Annotated in this window: 15 protein-coding genes and 1 pseudogene; 10 read left to right on the forward strand and 6 right to left on the reverse strand. The window is 64.7% G+C overall.

Translation table 11 applies throughout. The features are described 5' to 3' along the window. The first annotated feature begins 228 nt into the window (after positions 1-228). The 4 genes from AC3A6F_RS21205 to AC3A6F_RS21220 all read left to right on the forward strand — a co-directional run bounded on the left by AC3A6F_RS21205 (position 229) and on the right by AC3A6F_RS21220 (position 4,855). Positions 229-1,245: a LacI family DNA-binding transcriptional regulator gene (locus AC3A6F_RS21205; RefSeq protein ID WP_487684556.1), complete on the forward strand. Its 1,017-nt coding sequence runs from the start codon at positions 229-231 to the stop codon at positions 1,243-1,245. A 220-nt stretch (positions 1,246-1,465) separates the two neighbouring features. Then, complete coding sequence (locus AC3A6F_RS21210; protein WP_320474479.1) at positions 1,466-1,891, forward strand: organic hydroperoxide resistance protein; 426 nt, start codon at positions 1,466-1,468, stop codon at positions 1,889-1,891. 214 nt (positions 1,892-2,105) lie between these two features. Beyond that, positions 2,106-3,131, forward strand: coding sequence for an alpha/beta hydrolase (locus AC3A6F_RS21215; RefSeq protein WP_487684560.1), 1,026 nt, complete (start codon positions 2,106-2,108; stop codon positions 3,129-3,131). 563 nt (positions 3,132-3,694) lie between these two features. Continuing rightward, positions 3,695-4,855 (forward strand): MFS transporter, encoded by a 1,161-nt coding sequence (locus tag AC3A6F_RS21220; protein WP_487684563.1) that lies wholly within the window; start codon positions 3,695-3,697, stop codon positions 4,853-4,855. An 87-nt stretch (positions 4,856-4,942) separates the two neighbouring features. Here the strand turns inward: AC3A6F_RS21220 and AC3A6F_RS21225 are convergent, their stop codons facing one another. The 3 genes from AC3A6F_RS21225 to AC3A6F_RS21235 form a co-directional block, all read right to left on the reverse strand. Beyond that, the gene (locus AC3A6F_RS21225) at positions 4,943-5,767 is read right to left on the reverse strand and encodes an AraC family transcriptional regulator (RefSeq protein WP_487684566.1); all 825 of its coding nucleotides are present in this window, start codon (positions 5,765-5,767) and stop codon (positions 4,943-4,945) included. Positions 5,768-6,110: 343 nt separating this feature from the next. Then, complete coding sequence (locus AC3A6F_RS21230; protein ID WP_487684569.1) at positions 6,111-7,163, reverse strand: glycosyltransferase family 9 protein; 1,053 nt, start codon at positions 7,161-7,163, stop codon at positions 6,111-6,113. A 162-nt stretch (positions 7,164-7,325) separates the two neighbouring features. Then, positions 7,326-8,936, reverse strand: coding sequence for a carbamoyltransferase C-terminal domain-containing protein (locus tag AC3A6F_RS21235; protein ID WP_487684572.1), 1,611 nt, complete (start codon positions 8,934-8,936; stop codon positions 7,326-7,328). Positions 8,937-9,251: 315 nt separating this feature from the next. On the opposite strand from AC3A6F_RS21235, the gene nudC reads away from it, so the two are divergent. Beyond that, on the forward strand, positions 9,252-10,073 hold the full coding sequence (gene nudC, locus AC3A6F_RS21240) for an NAD(+) diphosphatase (RefSeq protein WP_487684575.1): 822 nt from the start codon (positions 9,252-9,254) through the stop codon (positions 10,071-10,073). A 34-nt stretch (positions 10,074-10,107) separates the two neighbouring features. On the opposite strand, the gene AC3A6F_RS21245 is transcribed toward nudC, so the two are convergent. After that, a complete protein-coding gene (locus AC3A6F_RS21245) occupies positions 10,108-11,043 on the reverse strand; it encodes a hypothetical protein (RefSeq protein WP_487684578.1) in 936 nt (311 codons plus the stop codon). A 143-nt stretch (positions 11,044-11,186) separates the two neighbouring features. Between AC3A6F_RS21245 and folE the strand changes: the two genes are divergently transcribed. The 3 genes and pseudogenes from folE to AC3A6F_RS21260 all read left to right on the forward strand — a co-directional run bounded on the left by folE (position 11,187) and on the right by AC3A6F_RS21260 (position 12,885). After that, positions 11,187-11,753, forward strand: coding sequence for a GTP cyclohydrolase I FolE (gene folE / locus AC3A6F_RS21250; RefSeq protein WP_005664537.1), 567 nt, complete (start codon positions 11,187-11,189; stop codon positions 11,751-11,753). An 80-nt stretch (positions 11,754-11,833) separates the two neighbouring features. Beyond that, positions 11,834-12,106: pseudogene (locus AC3A6F_RS21255) on the forward strand (transposase); the annotation flags it as partial. A gap of 170 nt (positions 12,107-12,276) precedes the next feature. Further along, positions 12,277-12,885 carry a phosphatase PAP2 family protein gene (locus tag AC3A6F_RS21260; protein ID WP_487684582.1) on the forward strand — a complete coding sequence of 203 codons (609 nt, stop codon included), beginning with the start codon at positions 12,277-12,279 and terminating at the stop codon, positions 12,883-12,885. Between the two features lie 8 nt (positions 12,886-12,893). Here the strand turns inward: AC3A6F_RS21260 and AC3A6F_RS21265 are convergent, their stop codons facing one another. Then, the gene (locus AC3A6F_RS21265) at positions 12,894-13,310 is read right to left on the reverse strand and encodes a hypothetical protein (protein WP_487684585.1); all 417 of its coding nucleotides are present in this window, start codon (positions 13,308-13,310) and stop codon (positions 12,894-12,896) included. Positions 13,311-13,429: 119 nt separating this feature from the next. Between AC3A6F_RS21265 and AC3A6F_RS21270 the strand changes: the two genes are divergently transcribed. Both AC3A6F_RS21270 and AC3A6F_RS21275 read left to right on the forward strand, forming a co-directional pair. Then, a complete protein-coding gene (locus tag AC3A6F_RS21270) occupies positions 13,430-14,668 on the forward strand; it encodes an RtcB family protein (RefSeq protein WP_487684698.1) in 1,239 nt (412 codons plus the stop codon). Positions 14,669-14,699: 31 nt separating this feature from the next. Continuing rightward, complete coding sequence (locus tag AC3A6F_RS21275) at positions 14,700-14,891, forward strand: hypothetical protein (protein WP_487684588.1); 192 nt, start codon at positions 14,700-14,702, stop codon at positions 14,889-14,891. 9 nt (positions 14,892-14,900) lie between these two features. On the opposite strand, the gene AC3A6F_RS21280 is transcribed toward AC3A6F_RS21275, so the two are convergent. After that, positions 14,901-15,536: an HAD hydrolase-like protein gene (locus AC3A6F_RS21280; protein WP_487684591.1), complete on the reverse strand. Its 636-nt coding sequence runs from the start codon at positions 15,534-15,536 to the stop codon at positions 14,901-14,903. Positions 15,537-15,598: the final 62 nt, after the last annotated feature.

Genomic DNA, 15,598 nt, shown 5'->3' on the forward strand with positions numbered 1-15,598 from the left:
GAACTGACGAGAAATCGATTTCATCAATTCTGAAAACGGTTTCATAGTAGTTTCGTCCGTAAAAAAATGTCAATTAGAATTTGTGAACATGCTTGTCGGGTTTGTTGCATCTCAACGACGGCCGCCTTATGAAAGATTTTCATGATGTCGCGCTTTCTATCCTTTCCGGGTGAGTATCGGTGATATACTTCAAGCAACTATCTGCCTTGAATGGGTCCGGAACGCTTCATGAAAAACGTCGAGAGCAGCACCAGCACCAGCACCCTGTACCAGGTCGCCAGCGCTGCCGGCGTCTCTCCCGCCACGGTCTCGCGCTTCCTGAACGGCACCGCCAAGGTGTCCGAAGACAAGCGGCGCACCATCGAGCGCGTGATCGATGAACTGAACTACCGGCCGAACCGCCTGGCGCAAAGCCTCAAGATCGGCAGCACCCGCACCATCGGCGTGCTGACCCAGTCGCTCGAGAGCGGCTACTTCAACCGCGCCATGGTCGGCATCGAGGATGCGATGAAGGCGGCCGGCTATGCGCTCCTGATCATGAGCGGTCACTGGCACGCGGACGAAGAAGCCGAGCGGGTCGAACTCCTGATCGGGCGCCGCGTCGACGGCGTGGCCATCCTGACCGGCAATATGAGCGACCAGCAGATTCTCGATTTCTCGAAGCGGGTGCCGATCGTCGCCTTCGGCCGCGACGTGCAGGGCGCGCGCACCCACGGCTTTTGCCTCGATAACTACCGCGGCGCCTGCGAGGCGGTGGAATACCTGATCGCGCAAGGCCATCGCCGCATCGCCCACATCACCGGACCGGACGACCACCGCGACGCGCGGGCGCGCCTGGCCGGCTACCACGACACCCTGGCCAAGCACCGGATCGAGGCCGATCCGCGGTTGGTGGTCGCGGGCGACTTCAGCGAGTCCGGCGGCTTGCTGGCGCTGAACGGGCTGCTGGCCGCCAACCTGCGCTTCACCGCGATCTTCGCGGCCAACGACCTGACGGCGTATGGCGCGCGGCTGGCCCTGTACCGGCGCAATATCCGGGTGCCGGAAGATATCTCCCTGGTCGGCTTCGACGACCTTGAAAGCTCGATGTATACGACGCCGCCCCTGACCACGGTGCGCCAGCCGCTGTACGACGCCGGGATCGGCATCGGACGCCGCATGCTGGCAATGCTGGCGCACGAGGAACCGGAAGGCGAGGTGCCGCAGCTGAGCCTGATCGTCAGGGAATCCGTCAGGTTGCTGTGAGCCCATGCAGGCGCGCAGTTACATCTGGTAACAAGTTGACGGAATAAATCGTTTGCAATTAAATCGCGAGCTATGTAATATGCTTTCCATGGCAGCGCCGAACGGACAGATAAACGGGTCGGCGGGCCAAGGCAGCAAACCGTTTAAATAGTGCGCTATTAAATAGCGATTTAATTAAATCGGGCGGCAAGCGCCGCCGACCAAGACAAGGAGTCTCATCATGGCAATCGAACAAGTCCTCTACCGTGCAAGCGCCAAAGCCACCGGCGGCCGCGAAGGTCGCGCCGTTTCCTCAGATGGCGTGCTGGACGTGAAACTGACCACCCCGAAAGAACTGGGCGGCGCTGGCCTGGAAGGCACGAACCCCGAACAGCTGTTCGCAGCCGGCTACTCGGCCTGCTTCCTGGGCGCCATGAAATTCGTCGCGGCCCGTGACAAGCTGAAAATCTCCCCGGACGTGTCGGTGGAAGGCAGCGTCGGCATCGGCGCGATCCCGACCGGTTTCGGTATCGAAGTCACCCTGAAGATCAGCCTGCCAGGCGTGCCGGCCGATGAAGCGCAAACCCTGGTCGACCGCGCCCACATCGTCTGCCCGTACTCGAATGCGACCCGCGGCAATATCGACGTGACCCTGCAATTGGTGTGATGCGCCGCTCCCCCGGGTCACCGGGGGACACGGAAGCCTGCCATACGCAAGTAGCCAGAATGAATAGGTAGTGTGCGATTTAATCGTGAATATAATCACTAGTCGACCGCTACCATCGAATGATCCGTTTATGCAATGAAGGCCCGCGGCGTGCTGCTAATGTGGCAGACGGCCCCCGCCCGATCCAATCGAACCCAACAAGAAAGGAAGCACCATGAATACCCTGAGCAAAGCCCTCGTCGCCGCCTCCCTGGCCCTGACCTACGGCGCCGCCGCAGCCGCCGATATCCAGCCTACCGTGGAACGCCGTACCGCCGAATTCCTGAAGGCGCTCAACTCCGGTGGCGGCAAGCCGATCGAGCAACTGTCGCCGGCGGACGCCCGCAAGGTACTGGAAGGCGCGCAAAAAAGCGTCAAGGTGAACCTGCCGGCGGCCGACGTCTCTGACAAGGTGATTACCGTCGACGGCAAGCAGATCAAGCTGAAGATCGTGCGTCCGGCCGGCGTCAAGGGTGTGCTTCCCGCCTTCATGTTCGTCCACGGCGGCGGCTGGGTGCTGGGCGACTATCCGACCCACGAACGCCTGGTGCGCGATGTGGTCGAGAGCTCGGGTGCGGTGGCGGTCTTCGTCGACTATACCCGCTCGCCGGAAGCCGGCTACGGCGTGGCGATCAATGAGATCTATGCCGCGACCAAGTGGGTGGCGGAACATGGCCAGGAATTGAATATCGACGGCAGCCGCCTGGCAGTGGCGGGCAATAGCGTCGGCGGCAATATGGCGGCCGCGCTGACCCTGATGGCCAAGGACAAGGGCGGCCCGAAACTGCGCTACCAGGTGCTGATGTGGCCGGTGACCGACGCCAACTTCGAGACCGGTTCGTACAAGCAGTTTGCGGATGGTCACTTCTTGAGCCGCAATATGATGAAGTGGTTCTGGGACAGCTATACGAAGGATGCCGCCAAGCGCAAGGAAATCTATGCCTCGCCGCTGCAAGCCACCCTGCCGCAACTGAAGGGCCTGCCGCCGGCGCTGATCCAGGTCGCCGAGAACGATGTGCTGCGTGACGAAGGCGAGGCTTATGGCCGCAAGCTGGACCAGGCCGGCGTCGACGTGACCGTCACCCGCTATAACGGCATGATCCACGACTTCGGCCTGCTCAACCCGCTGGCCACCGTGCCGGGCGTGCGTTCGCAAGTGCTGCAGGCCGGTACTGAACTGAAGAAACACCTGGCCAAGTAAAGATTGCTGCTTCCTGTTTGGGCCGCCTGAGGGCGGCCCTTTTTTATGGGCGCCGCTATCGATCGGTGTCATCGGTGCGCATTGATTTAACAATTGAGGGAATGGTTTCGTGGCTGGCGCAGGCGAATGAAAAGTGCTGGCAAATCATGAATATGGTCTGGTCTCGGCGGCGCTTGACTTGATCCGACGACATGTCACGGTGCCCAAAAAACAGGCCATTTTTGAAAGAAACTGCTGCTTTGCAGCAATTTGGCGGATCGGCCAAGTGTCGATAGGCTCAGCAATAAATGGTTACATCTGCCGCTAAATTCCAACTTCTCCCTCGGTAAATCATGCTGAGCTGACATGAGTTCGTATGTGTCCAGCAAGTAAGTTGTCATATTTGCGTCAGCGCAATACAACGACGTGAAATATTTTTCCGCACGGAAAACAAAAGCGAAAAAAGGTGTTTAGAATTGCCGTCCATCAGATTCCTGACGTAAATATTTTAGACGCGTCCGGACTGTAAAAAGCACTCTAGCAATTACTTTACACCTCAAGAAATTTAACAATTCGCGTCTTCCATGCAAACCACTGTTGCTGTTCCACGTCGTTCTTCTCTCGTACTCGTACAAGCCCAGCTGTTCTCGCTGCCGGTCGTGTTCGCCCTGTTCGGTCTGATCATGGGCTCGTGGGCCGGCCGCATCCCGGCCCTGGCCGCCGGCGTCAACATCTCGCACGCGGCGCTGTCGATGGTGCTGCTGTGCGGCGGCCTCGGCGCCGTGGTCTCGTACCCGATCTCGTCCTTCCTGATGGCCCGCTTCGGCGCGCGCAAGACCATCATGATCGCGGGCCTGGCCCTGCTGTGCGTGCTGGTGTCGATCGGCATGGCGCCGGACGTGTCGCGCCTCATGATGGCGGTCCTGATGCTGGGCATCACGGCCAGCACCTTCGACGTCGCCATGAACTCGGCGGCCGCCCGCCGGGAAAAAGAGAGTGGCAAGTCGGAAATGTCGCGCCTGCACGGCCTGTGCTGTGCCGGCGGCCTGGTCGGCGCCACGCTTGGCAGCCTGATGGCCAGCATGAAGATCGCCCCGGCCACCCACTTCCTGATGCTGGCCGGTCCGCTGGCCGTGGTGCTATGGCTCGCCGTCAACATGCTTGAGGCGGATGAAGTCGGCGAGAAGGTCGAAAAGAAGAAGTTCGCACTGCCGCGCGGTCCGCTGGTCCTGCTGGGTCTGCTGGGCTTCTTCGGCTCGATGGCCGAAGGCAGCATCGCCGACTGGAGCGGCGTGTTCCTGAAAGAGCATTTCGGTGCGTCGGATGGCCTGGCGCCGCTGGCACTGTCGGCGTTCTCGATGATGATGCTGATGTCGCGCATGGTCGGCGACAAGATGAAGGAACGCTACGGCGCCAAGCGCCTGGTGACCCTGGGCGCGCTGGTCGCCGCATCGGGCCTGTTCTTCGCGGTCCTGGCGCCGAACGCCTACGTCGCCCTGGGCGGCTTCGCGATCGCCGGCGTCGGCCTGGCCCTGGTGTTCCCGTTCGTGTTCAGCGCCGCCGGCGCGCAGGGCCCGGCTGCCCTGGCAGCGGTGGCCAGCATGGCCTACAGCGGTAGCCTGATGGGTCCGCCGGCAATCGGCGCCGTCGCGCACTTCATCGGTATGCAGGCAGCCATCGCCTATGTCGGCGGCCTGTCCCTGGTGATCGCCATGGTGGCGTGCCGTACCCGCCTGCTGAAGTAAGCGAGATGGCGGCCTCGACGGCCGCCGCGTAGTAGTTCTCAGGAATCATCACGCAGACGCATCCGCAAGGAGCGTCTGCGTTTTTTATTAGCCGGCCGCCTGCTTGAGCCACTCGCGCGGCGAGGCGCCCATCATCGTGGTGAAGGCGCGGGTGAACGTGGAGGGGCTGGTGTAGCCGGTGCGGCTGCTGACCTGCTTGACCGGCATGCCCTGGCGCAGCAGGCGGCTGCCGACGCCGATGCGCCAGCGTGTGAGGTATTCGCCCGGCGGGATGCCCATCACGTCGCGGAAGCGTTCGGTGAAGGCGGCGCGCGACATGCAGGCGACCTGGGCCAGCGACTGCAGGCTCCAGGGTTCATGGGGCCGTTCGTGGATGGCGGCCAGGGCCAGCGACAACTGGCGGTCGGACAGCCCGGCCAGCAAGCCCACCGACAGCCTGCCACTATCGAACTCGCGGCGGATAACCTGGATCAGGAGGACGTCGCACAGGCGGTCCAGGATCACTTCGCGTCCCGGTTCGCTGCGGGCGGATTCGTCGAAGAGCAGGTCGAGCGTCGATTGCAGTCCGGCGATCTCGCGCAGCGGCAGCACCAGGCATTGCGGCAGGATGCGCGCCAGCGGATTGCTCATCCCATCCTGGAACACGATGTGCGCGCACAGCAGGCTGGCGCTGTGGCCGGCCTGCACCTGTAGCCGGTGGCTGGTGCCACGCGGATAGAACAACAGGCTGGGCTCGGTAACGCTGATCACCGTGCCATCGTCATGGATGAAGTCGACCGGGCCGGCCTGCACCACGTGCAGCTGGCCGGATACCCCATCTTCTGCGAAGTGGTTGGCATCGCAAAACGTTCCGTTGAAGAATATGCGTGCATTGAACGAGTGGCGGCCGACCAGTAATGACAGTTTGTCCATGACGATAAGGATGTCGAATTGATCCAGGTATTCTGGACGAAAAAATAGTTTGCCGCGTGGGAATTGGTGAGATTTATGGTGCGGCTACAACGCTTTGTGACATCCCGGGCATGTCGCAGAGATTTCGGCAAAGGAAGAACTTGGCTAATGTCGGCTCCGTCACGGGGGCGCTCGAGTGCGCGCAAACCTTGCATTCGCCGCAACATACCTTGGAAAGCCGGTTCGTGGTGACGACTAGCTGTACATTATCGGTTCATAGCCAGTTCACCGCCGTCGATGACCTGTCACGGCGGCCGGCCGATGACGGCGGCAGCTTTCTTGCGGATGCGCGGGTCGCGGTCGCTCACCAATAAGGCCACATCCCTGCGGCCCGCTGCCTGCTGGGTTCGGCGCCAGTGAGCAAGGTGCGCGCATGCTGCAGCACGACGGTGGCGCGCTCGGCGCCGGGATCCCAGATGCAGCGGTGGCGCACGCGGTCGAGCGGCGCCCAGCGCGCGATGTCGGCCTTGCTGAAGATGACCACGCTGTTCAGCCCCAGCCCGGCAGCGATATGCGACACCCCGGTGTCGTTGCAGATCAGCAGGCGCGCGCGGCTCATCAGGGCCGCCATGGCGCCGATCGAGATCGGGGCGGCGGCAAGGATGGCGGGCGCGTGCATGCGATCGGCGACCGCCTGCGCGAGCGGCGCCTCGTCCGCCGATCCGGTCAGGACGATGCGCATGCCGAACTCGTCGGCAAGCCGGTCGGCCACCCTGGCGAAGCGTTCCGGCGGCCAGCAGGTGTCGCGCTGGCGCGCTCCTGGGTGCACGCAGATATAGCTGCCCGGCTCGAGCCCTGCCGCCAGGCCGCTGGCGGCAAGCTCGTCCTCGTCTTCGCGCAGGATCGGGAACTCGAGCTGCGTGCTGGCCGCCGGCGCCCCGAGCTGGCCGACCAGGTGCAGCAGGCGTTCTGGTTCGGCGCCCGTCTCGGGGTAGGGGACGAGGACGGTCTTTTCGGTAGTCAATGGCTTGCCGCGGCAGTGGCCCACCATCGCGGCAGCCCCGAAGCCGGAAACGATGTGATTCGCGATGTCGCCGCTGCCGTGCAGCTGAACGGCCAGGGTGAATTCGCGCGCGCACACTGTGGCATAGAACGGGGGCAGGTCGTCATGGTGCACGGTTTGCTCGGGCAGCAGGGGGTGGCCCGGAAACGGCAGGAATTCATCGAGGTAGGCGCCGAAACGGTGGACGAATTGCGCCGCCCAGGGCAGGCCGACCAGTGCAATATGGGCCTTGGGCAAGGCAGTGCGCAGGGCGCGCAAGGCCGGAACCGCACACAGCATGTCGCTCAGGTGCAGGGCGCGGAACACCACGACGGACTGGACCGGGAGACGATGCAGCAAAGGTCGCCGGAGCATGGTTTTCTCCTCTCACTATCGTTTTTCATCGTCGCGAATTCTTGTCGTTCGCCGATGTTCCATCTTGTTGCGCTACCTACGCCGGCCCATGCCGCTCGTGCGAAGGAAGGTCTTGCCAGTGGCGGTCGAGGTGACAGGCCGCCAGCACCTGGTAGCCGCGGATCATGCCGGCAGCCCGGGCTCGTGGCGCTTCATGACGAGGTAGGGCGGCATGGCCAGGCCGTGCAGGGGCAGGCGCCGGAAGGTGGCGACGGCCTCTTGCGGCGTCTCGACCAGGGGCTCGTGCCTGCCGCACAACGAGGCGCCCAGCAGCACCGGCACCCCGGTGCGCACTTCGAAGCCGGCCAGCAGGGCGCGCAGCACCGGATCGTCGCTGGGGCCCACCGTTTGCAGGCGCGCGCTGCCGTCGACGTGGGTGACCGCCGCCAGCAGCGGCATCACGCTGCTGCGAACCGGGACGGAGAATTGCATGAAGGGCGATGGCGCCTGCAGGTCGAAATACTGGGACGCGCGCTCTTCGGCCACCATGGGGGCGAAGGGGCGGAACCACTCGCGTTCCTTGACCCGGACATTGATCCAGTCGCGCATGCGCTCGCGGCGCGGATCGGCCAGGATGCTGCGGTGGCCCAGCCCGCGCGGGCCGAATTCGCTGCGGCCCTGGTACAGGCCGACGACCCGCCCCGAACACAGCAGGTCGAGCATGCGTGCGCACAGGGCGTCGCGCCCGCGCGGATGTTCGACGATCAGGTCGCTCGCGCCATCGAGCGCCGCCTCGATGTCGGCCAGCTGGGGCGCCGGACCGAGATAGTCGTGGGTCCAGCGGAAGTCGGCGCTGCGGCTGGCCAGCTCGAGCAGGCCGTAGATGGCGCAGCCGAGGGCGGCGCCGGCCGCGCCCGGCGCCGGCGGCACGAACACGCGCCGGAACGGGCCTTCGCGCAGCAGGCGCGCATTGGCCGCGCCATTGAGGGCGGCGCCGCCGGTGAGGCACAGGTCGTCCAGGCCGGTGCGTCCGTGCAGCCAGCGGGCCAGCGCCAGCAGCGCTTCTTCGAAAGCGCGCTGGCCGGCCGCCGCCAGGTTGGCGCAATCGATGAAGCTGGCCTTGGGCGATCCGAAACGGAAACGCTCGGCGTCTTCGAGCAGCACTGGCCAGGCGTGCGGGATGGCGACCTGCATCCCTTCGACCCCGAGGGGCGGCAGGCCGAGCGCGTGCGGATCGCCGTAGGGCGCCAGGTCGGTCACCTTGCCTTCGTTTCCCTGGCCCGGGAACAGCGCCTGGGTGAGTCTGGCGTAGAACATGCCGAGCCCGGCGGCGTGCCGGTCGCCATCACCCCTCAGTTGCCGGCCGATGCAGGCGATGCGTTCGCGGTCGACGCGATGGCAGGAAGCGACTTCGCGCCGCCCGTCGGCCGCCATGCTGCCCTGGCCGCCCACGACCATCACCGCCGCCTCGCGGAAGGGAGACGGGTGGAAGGCGCCAACCACGTGCGCCTGGTGCTGCGGGATGCGGGCGCGCTGCGCGCCGCGGGCGAAGACGAGCGCGCGGTCGCCGTCGCTGCCTGCCACCTCGCTGGCAATTGCGCTGGCCCCCTCGCTGGCCAGCTCGTTGGGAATTCCGCCGGACGCATGGCATTCGACCAGCACGTCGAGCGGCCGTTCGAGCCCGGACAGACGGGGCAAATAGAACGCGTCCATATCGCCCGGTTCTCCCGGGCGGTGCTTGTGGCGCGCGAGGCGCTCTTTCTGGATGGCCCATTGCACGTGTGACCCGTGCATGAGGCAGATGCTCGCATGCCCGTCGCGGTTTATGCCGAGCACAACGGGGGTATCGTCCATCGTCTTCTCCTGGTTAGCGCAGCGGCAGATCAGTGGGTTGAACACCGGGGCGAAAGCCGGTGTTGTATGCCGGATTGAAAGCAGCGGGCAGCATGCAACGGTCAACATGCGGTGGTCAGCCATTCTTTGAGCGCGACCGTTCAGGATTAGTTCGCGGCCACGCGGCGAATTCGGCCAACCGCGCCGGGCCGGCGCCTGTACGTTGCCGGGAAAGGCGGTATCATCATTGGATCCCGGCCACCATCCCTCCCGATCATGCTCCAGACGCCCGCCTCATTCACGCCGCTGTTCGCGCCGCATCCCGACCCGGAACCCTTGAACTTCATTTTCCACAAGGGACAGCTCCTGGTGCGCGAAGACGGGCCGGCATTGCCGGACGCGGCGGCCCTGGAGCGCATGGGCGTGGCGCCCGACACGCTGCAGCCGCTGGGCTTGCTGGACGGGCGGTATTGCCAGGCCGGCTGGTTCGACCTGGAGCCCGCGCTGCCGCCGGGCCATGCCTGGCGCGGCCTGCGTGCGCTGTTCGGGGCGATCGACGAGGCGCTGGTGGGCGTCGCGGGACGCGCGGCGCAAGTGGCCGAGTGGGCGCGCACCCACCGCTTCTGCGGCGTATGCGGCAGCGGCACCGTGCTGGCTGTCGGCGAGCGCTGCTTCAAGTGCGTCAATTGCGGCCATATGGCCTATCCGCGCATCTCGCCGGCCATGATGGTGCTGATCCGCAAGGGCGACTCGGTGCTGCTGGCCAAGCACCTGCAACATGCGACGCAGCGCTTCGTGCCGCTGGCCGGTTTCCTGGAAGCGGGCGAGTCGATCGAGGAAGCGATCCACCGCGAGGTGTTCGAAGAGGTGGGACTGCGCGTGCACAATCTGCGCTACTTCGCCAGCCAGTCGTGGCCGTTCCCGCATTCGCTGATGCTGGCCTTCACGGCCGACTATCTCGACGGGGAGATCCGGGTCGACACCAGCGAGATCGCCGAGGCGCGCTGGTTCGGGCCAGATGACGAATGGCCGGAGCGGGTGCCGCAGATGTCGATCTCGAGCGTCCTGGTGGACGCCCATCGCCCGCCCGGCCGTTAAAGACCAAGCAGGGGACGCGTCCGGGGCAGCACGCTCAGGGCCGCGCCGGCGCCACTGTCGGCGCCACTGCCGGGGCTACCACCACGGTCACGCCATCCGGCGCGCGTGCGGCGGCCGGCGCCGGCGTGGGCGCAATGGCCTGTTCGACATTGAGTGGGGCCGGCTTGGCGCCCGTGCTGCGCAGGTTGATCGCGCGCTGCAGGATGTCGAACCAGAACGGCGCGCCGAACAGGGTGGTGCTGGCGGTGACCAGCCAGCCCGAGGCCTGCAGCGCGAAGTCGGCGTTGAGCAGCGGCGGAAAGGCTTGCCAGCCGATCGGCAGCACCCACAGCTGCGCCACCACCTCGGCGTCCAGCCCGTCGGGCACGGCGGCGATGTGGGCCGCCATGGCGGGATGCTGCCACAGGGTCTGGAACAGGTGGATGCTGTCGATGTTGAACAGGATCGTCAGCAGTAGCGAGACCAGGAACGAGATCAGCAGCTGGCGCCGCTTGTAGACGCCGGACAGGCGTTCCATGGCGGTGTCGAACCAGCCGGCAAGGGCCGCCTGGAAGCGCTGCAGGTCGCCGTCGGCCTGCCGGTACAGGGTCTGCAGGGTGCGCCGCAGCTGGGGATCGGGAACGGCCGCGATGTCGGCCTCGAGCGAGCCCTGGCTGCCGCGGATGGCGTCGATCAGCGCGATCGCGAAGTTTGCCGGTTCGATGTAGGATGGCCGGAGCCTGGCGGGCAGGCGTGCGCCGGGATCGAGCCCACCGGCGCGCGGGTTGACCAGCGGATGCGCGTACAGCACCCGCGCCGTGGCGTCGAAGCGGGGATCGTTGAGCATGCGCTTGACGGCATCTTGCAGCATGCCGGCGCGCAGCTGGAAGCTTGCTGCCAGCGCTTCTTGCAAAGTGGTGACGACCAGCGCCAGGGTGCCGTAGCAAAATGCCAGGCCGATGGCGACTTCCAGAACCGTGCTGCCGAACATAGCGCTCTCCCAGGCTGGAACCACGCTCAACGCTAAGTCAAATGTGTCATATCGGATTTAATTTTCCTCAAGAATAGGGTGGCCGCCAGCCGGTGACAGTGCTTCCCTATATACTTGCGGCAATCGTTTTTTTAAGGTGCACCATGTCTGACAAAGAAGCTTTCACCGAACACGACTGGCGTCGTCTCCTGACCAGCCTGGGCGAAAATCCGGAACGTCCGGGCCTGGTCGAAACGCCGGCGCGCGTCGCGAAAGCCTGGAAACACTGGACCTCGGGCTACAACCAGGATCCGGTGGAAGTGCTCAAGGCGTTCGAGGACGGCGCCGAGGAATACAATGAACTGATCGTGGTGCGCGGCATCCCGGTCTACAGCCACTGCGAACACCACTTGGCGCCGTTCTTCGGCAAGGCCACCGTCGGCTACCTGCCGAACGGGAAGATCGTGGGCCTGTCCAAGCTGACCCGCCTGGTCGACATCTTCTCCAAGCGGCTGCAGGTGCAGGAACGCATGACGATGCAGATCGCCAATGCGCTGATGGAAGTGCTGGAACCGAAGGCCGTCGGCGTCGTCGTCAAGTGCCGCCATATGTGCATGGAAAGCCGTGGCATCCGCGCCATCGGCGAAGAAACCATCACCTCGACCCTGCTGGGCGAGCTGCAACCGAACCTGGCGCTGCGCACCGAGTTCCTCGCATTGGCGCGCGACTGAGATTCCGGGAATAGGTTACGTTGTAAATACAACGGGAACCTGTTCCGGATCAGGACCTCCAAGTTGTTTTGGAGGTCAGTATGGATCGTCCAGCTTATCCCAGCGATATTCCCCGCGAACAGTTCGAGGCGATACGCGCCATGCTCGAGGCAGCCCGGCGCAAGACGCGTCCGCGCAAGCATGATTTGTACGATGTGTTCTGCGCCGTGCTGTACTTCCTGCACACCGGCACCACCTGGCGTGCGATGCCGCCCGGCTATCCGCCTTGGCGCACCGTGCACGAGTATTTCACCCAGTGGACCATGCAGCGCGAGAACGGACAGTCGCTGCTAGAAAGTGTGCTGGAGAAAGCGGAGAGGCAGCCTGAACTCGCCCAACTACGCTCCTTGCTGCACAAGCGCTAGGCAGTGCCGCGTCCTGTCACTTTCTTGTCACATTCTGTTGCACTTTGCCAAAGGTGCGCAGGAATGGATGGGCTAAGCTATGGAAAAAGTTATCAATTTTTCATCAATAGCCCCGCGCCATGATCGAGCACGTCAATCTCATCCTGTTTTCCGTCCTGAATGCCCACGATGGCCTGACTGGCTGGCGGTTGCTAGGGGCTATGTTTGCGGCCGAATGGCTGATTTTCCTGGTGCCGTTTTCCCTGGTGCTGTTGTGGGCCAGCGGGACGGGTCCGCGGCGCGAGGTGGCGCTGCGCGCCTTCCTGGCGGCGGCCTGTGCGCTGACCCTGAACGCCATGATCGGCCACTTGTGGTACAGCCCGCGTCCCTTCGTGGCAGAGATAGGCCATACCTTCCTGCTGCATGCCCCCGATAGTTCTTTCCCCAGCGACCACGCGACCAGCATCTTCTCGGTAGCGCTGGTGCTGGCCTTCAGCCGCGTGCCACTGGCGCGCAGCCTGGGACTGGTGATGCTGCCGCTGTCGCTGATCGTAGCCTGGTCGCGCGTCTATCTGGGCGTGCATTGGCCGAAAGACATGATCGGCGCGCTGCTGGTGTCGGGCGGCTTCGCGCTGCTGGCCTATACGCCGCTGGCCCAGGCCGCCTGCGCACGGGCGCTGCCGGCGCTGGAGCTGGTCTATCACCGGCTGCTGGCGCTGCCGATCGGGCGTGGCTGGCTGCGGCCCTGATTCCGTGATTATTCGGTCGATGCTTCCGGCTTTTCGAAGGTCAGCTTGTCGTCGCTGCCGAGTTCAAAAATCCCCAGCGGCAGGCCGGTGATGGCGTCGGCGTCCGGCGCTTCGTGCCCGCTGCAGTCCGTGGTGTCGATCTGCCAAGCCTGGTCGTCGGCGCGCAAGGTATAGACGTTGTTGCCGTTGCCGAACAACTCGACCTGCAAACCCGACAGCCATACCGACCCCAGCTCGAGCTGGCGCTGGCATTCCGGCAGGCGCGACATGATCACGCGTAGCGTTCCTTCCTTGGCCCAGAAGGTGTCTTTTTCGATCCTGACCGTGATCGCGTGATCGGTATTGGGATCGATGGAATAGGTGGCCGTCTCGATGAAGCAGCCGGTCAGCAGCAGCGGAGCCAGGAGGATGGGGAGTAGACGCATCGGCAGTGTCATTGTTCATTCATGCAACAGTGTAGTGTGCCGAGTATAGCAATAGCGATAAGGAGCGGGCCAATTCAGGCGGGCAGCATGGATTGTCGTTTTGCGCCATCATGCGTCGCATGGAACAGAACGACTACGACGTGCTCGGCCCTGGCCAGGGCGATCGCCCCATCAAGATGTGGACCCGGGGCGTGCCGGTCGAGCCAGAAGCGAAGGAACAATTGTCGAAACTGGCGCAACTGCCGTTCGTCTTCCACCACATCGCCGTCATGCCCGACGTCCATGTTGGCAAGGGATCGACGATCGGCAGCGTGATCCCGACCCTGGGGGCGGTGATCCCGGCTGCGGTCGGCGTCGACATCGGTTGCGGCATGATGGCTGCCAAGACTACCTTGCGCGCCGACGACTTGCCCGACAACCTGGGCAAGCTGCGCAGCGCCATCGAGCAGGCGGTGCCGCATGGCATGTCGCCCAAGACACGCAATGCCAGGGGCCGCGACGTCGGTTCCTGGGACAAGCCGCCGGCGGCCGTCGATGCCGGCTGGATCAGGCTCAAGGATGAGTTCGACGAGATCTGCCGCAAGTACCCAAAGCTGCGTCATGCGAACCACTACAAGCACCTGGGCACACTGGGCAGCGGCAACCACTTCGTCGAGGTCTGTCTGGACGAGGAAAACTTCGTCTGGCTGATGCTGCATTCCGGCTCGCGCGGCGTGGGCAATGCGATCGGCACCCATTTCATCGAGCTGGCGCGCCAGGACATGCGGCGCCACATGGTCAACCTGCCGGATCAGGACCTGGCCTACCTCGAAGAAGGCACCCGGCATTACGACGACTACGTCGAGGCGGTCGGCTGGGCCCAGAAGTTCGCGCGCATCAACCGCGAAGTGATGATGCAGAACCTGATCGGCGCCGTCCGCAGCGTGATCAGGACGCCGTTCGAGACGCATGTGGAAGCAGTCAATTGCCACCATAACTATGTGCAGCGCGAGCGCCACTTCGGTAAGGACGTCCTGATCACGCGCAAGGGGGCGGTGTCGGCGCGCGAAGGCGAGCTGGGCATCATTCCCGGTTCGATGGGCGCGCGCAGCTTCATCGTGCGCGGCAAGGGCAATCCAGAAAGTTTCAACAGCTGCAGCCATGGCGCGGGTCGCGTGATGAGCCGCACCGAAGCCAAGCGCCGCTTCACGGTGGCCGACCAGGAGCGCGCCACGCGCGGGGTCGAATGCCGCAAGGACGAAGGCGTGATCGATGAAATCCCGATGGCCTACAAGGACATCGACGCCGTCATGCACGCCCAGCGCGAGCTGGTCGACGTGGTCCACACCCTCAAGCAGGTGGTGTGCGTGAAGGGATGAGCGCCTTATCTTCCACCAAGCCAGCCTGTCCATGAATGAAGACCAAAGCCTGACCGCCCGTCCCGGCAACGCGCCGGTAGCGCCACGCGCCGAGGTGTGCAATCCGACGCGCACCTCGGCCCCATGCACGCCGCCCGACAACCTGTGCCGCGCCGGCAGCTATGCCGGCCTCGTCACGGCGGTACGCAAAGCGGTCGAGCGCAAGGCCGACTTCGGCAGCTGAAGCCTGGCGCTACCGCCGCGCCAGCGACAGCAGGTCGGCCGGCGCGCCGAACTCGCGCTCCGGCGCCACCCGGCGCAGCATCTCGATCGGCGCATAGCCCCAGCTGACCGCGCCGAAGCCGATGCCGGCGCGGCGTGCGGCGTCGGCGTCGGTGGTCTGGTCGCCCACGTACAGCGCCTGCGAGGGCGGCGTGCTCGCCAGCCGCACCACCTTGCGGATGCGCGCGGCCTTGCCGAAGATCGACATGCCGCATTCGTACTGCCCCATCAGGGCCCCCAGCTCGGGCCCGAGCACGGCGCGCACGTTTTCCTCGGCATTGGAGGACACCACCGCCAGCCGCACGCCGGCGCGGTCGAGCGCGTGCAGGGTCGGGCCGATGCCGTCGAACAGCGGGATGCGGCCCGAGCCGGTGACGGCGCGCATGCGGTCGATGAAGGAGCGCGAGGCGAACGGCAGCTTCCAGGCCGGCATGCCGACGTGGCGCATGACGTCGCGCGGACCATAGTGGCGCAGCCGCTCGGCCTGCTCGGCGTCGACGCGCCGGAAGCCATGCTGGTCGGCGATATCGTTGAACACGCTCAGGAAGAAGGGCCAGGAATCGGCCAGCGTGCCGTCGAAGTCGAAGATCGCCAGGCGGTAGCTCATGCGGGCAGCCGGAAAAGGATGGTCATGGCGCGATTATAGGAGACGGTGGCCATGGGATGACG

The sequence above is a fragment of the Massilia sp. Soil_C_3 genome (assembly GCF_057657035.1).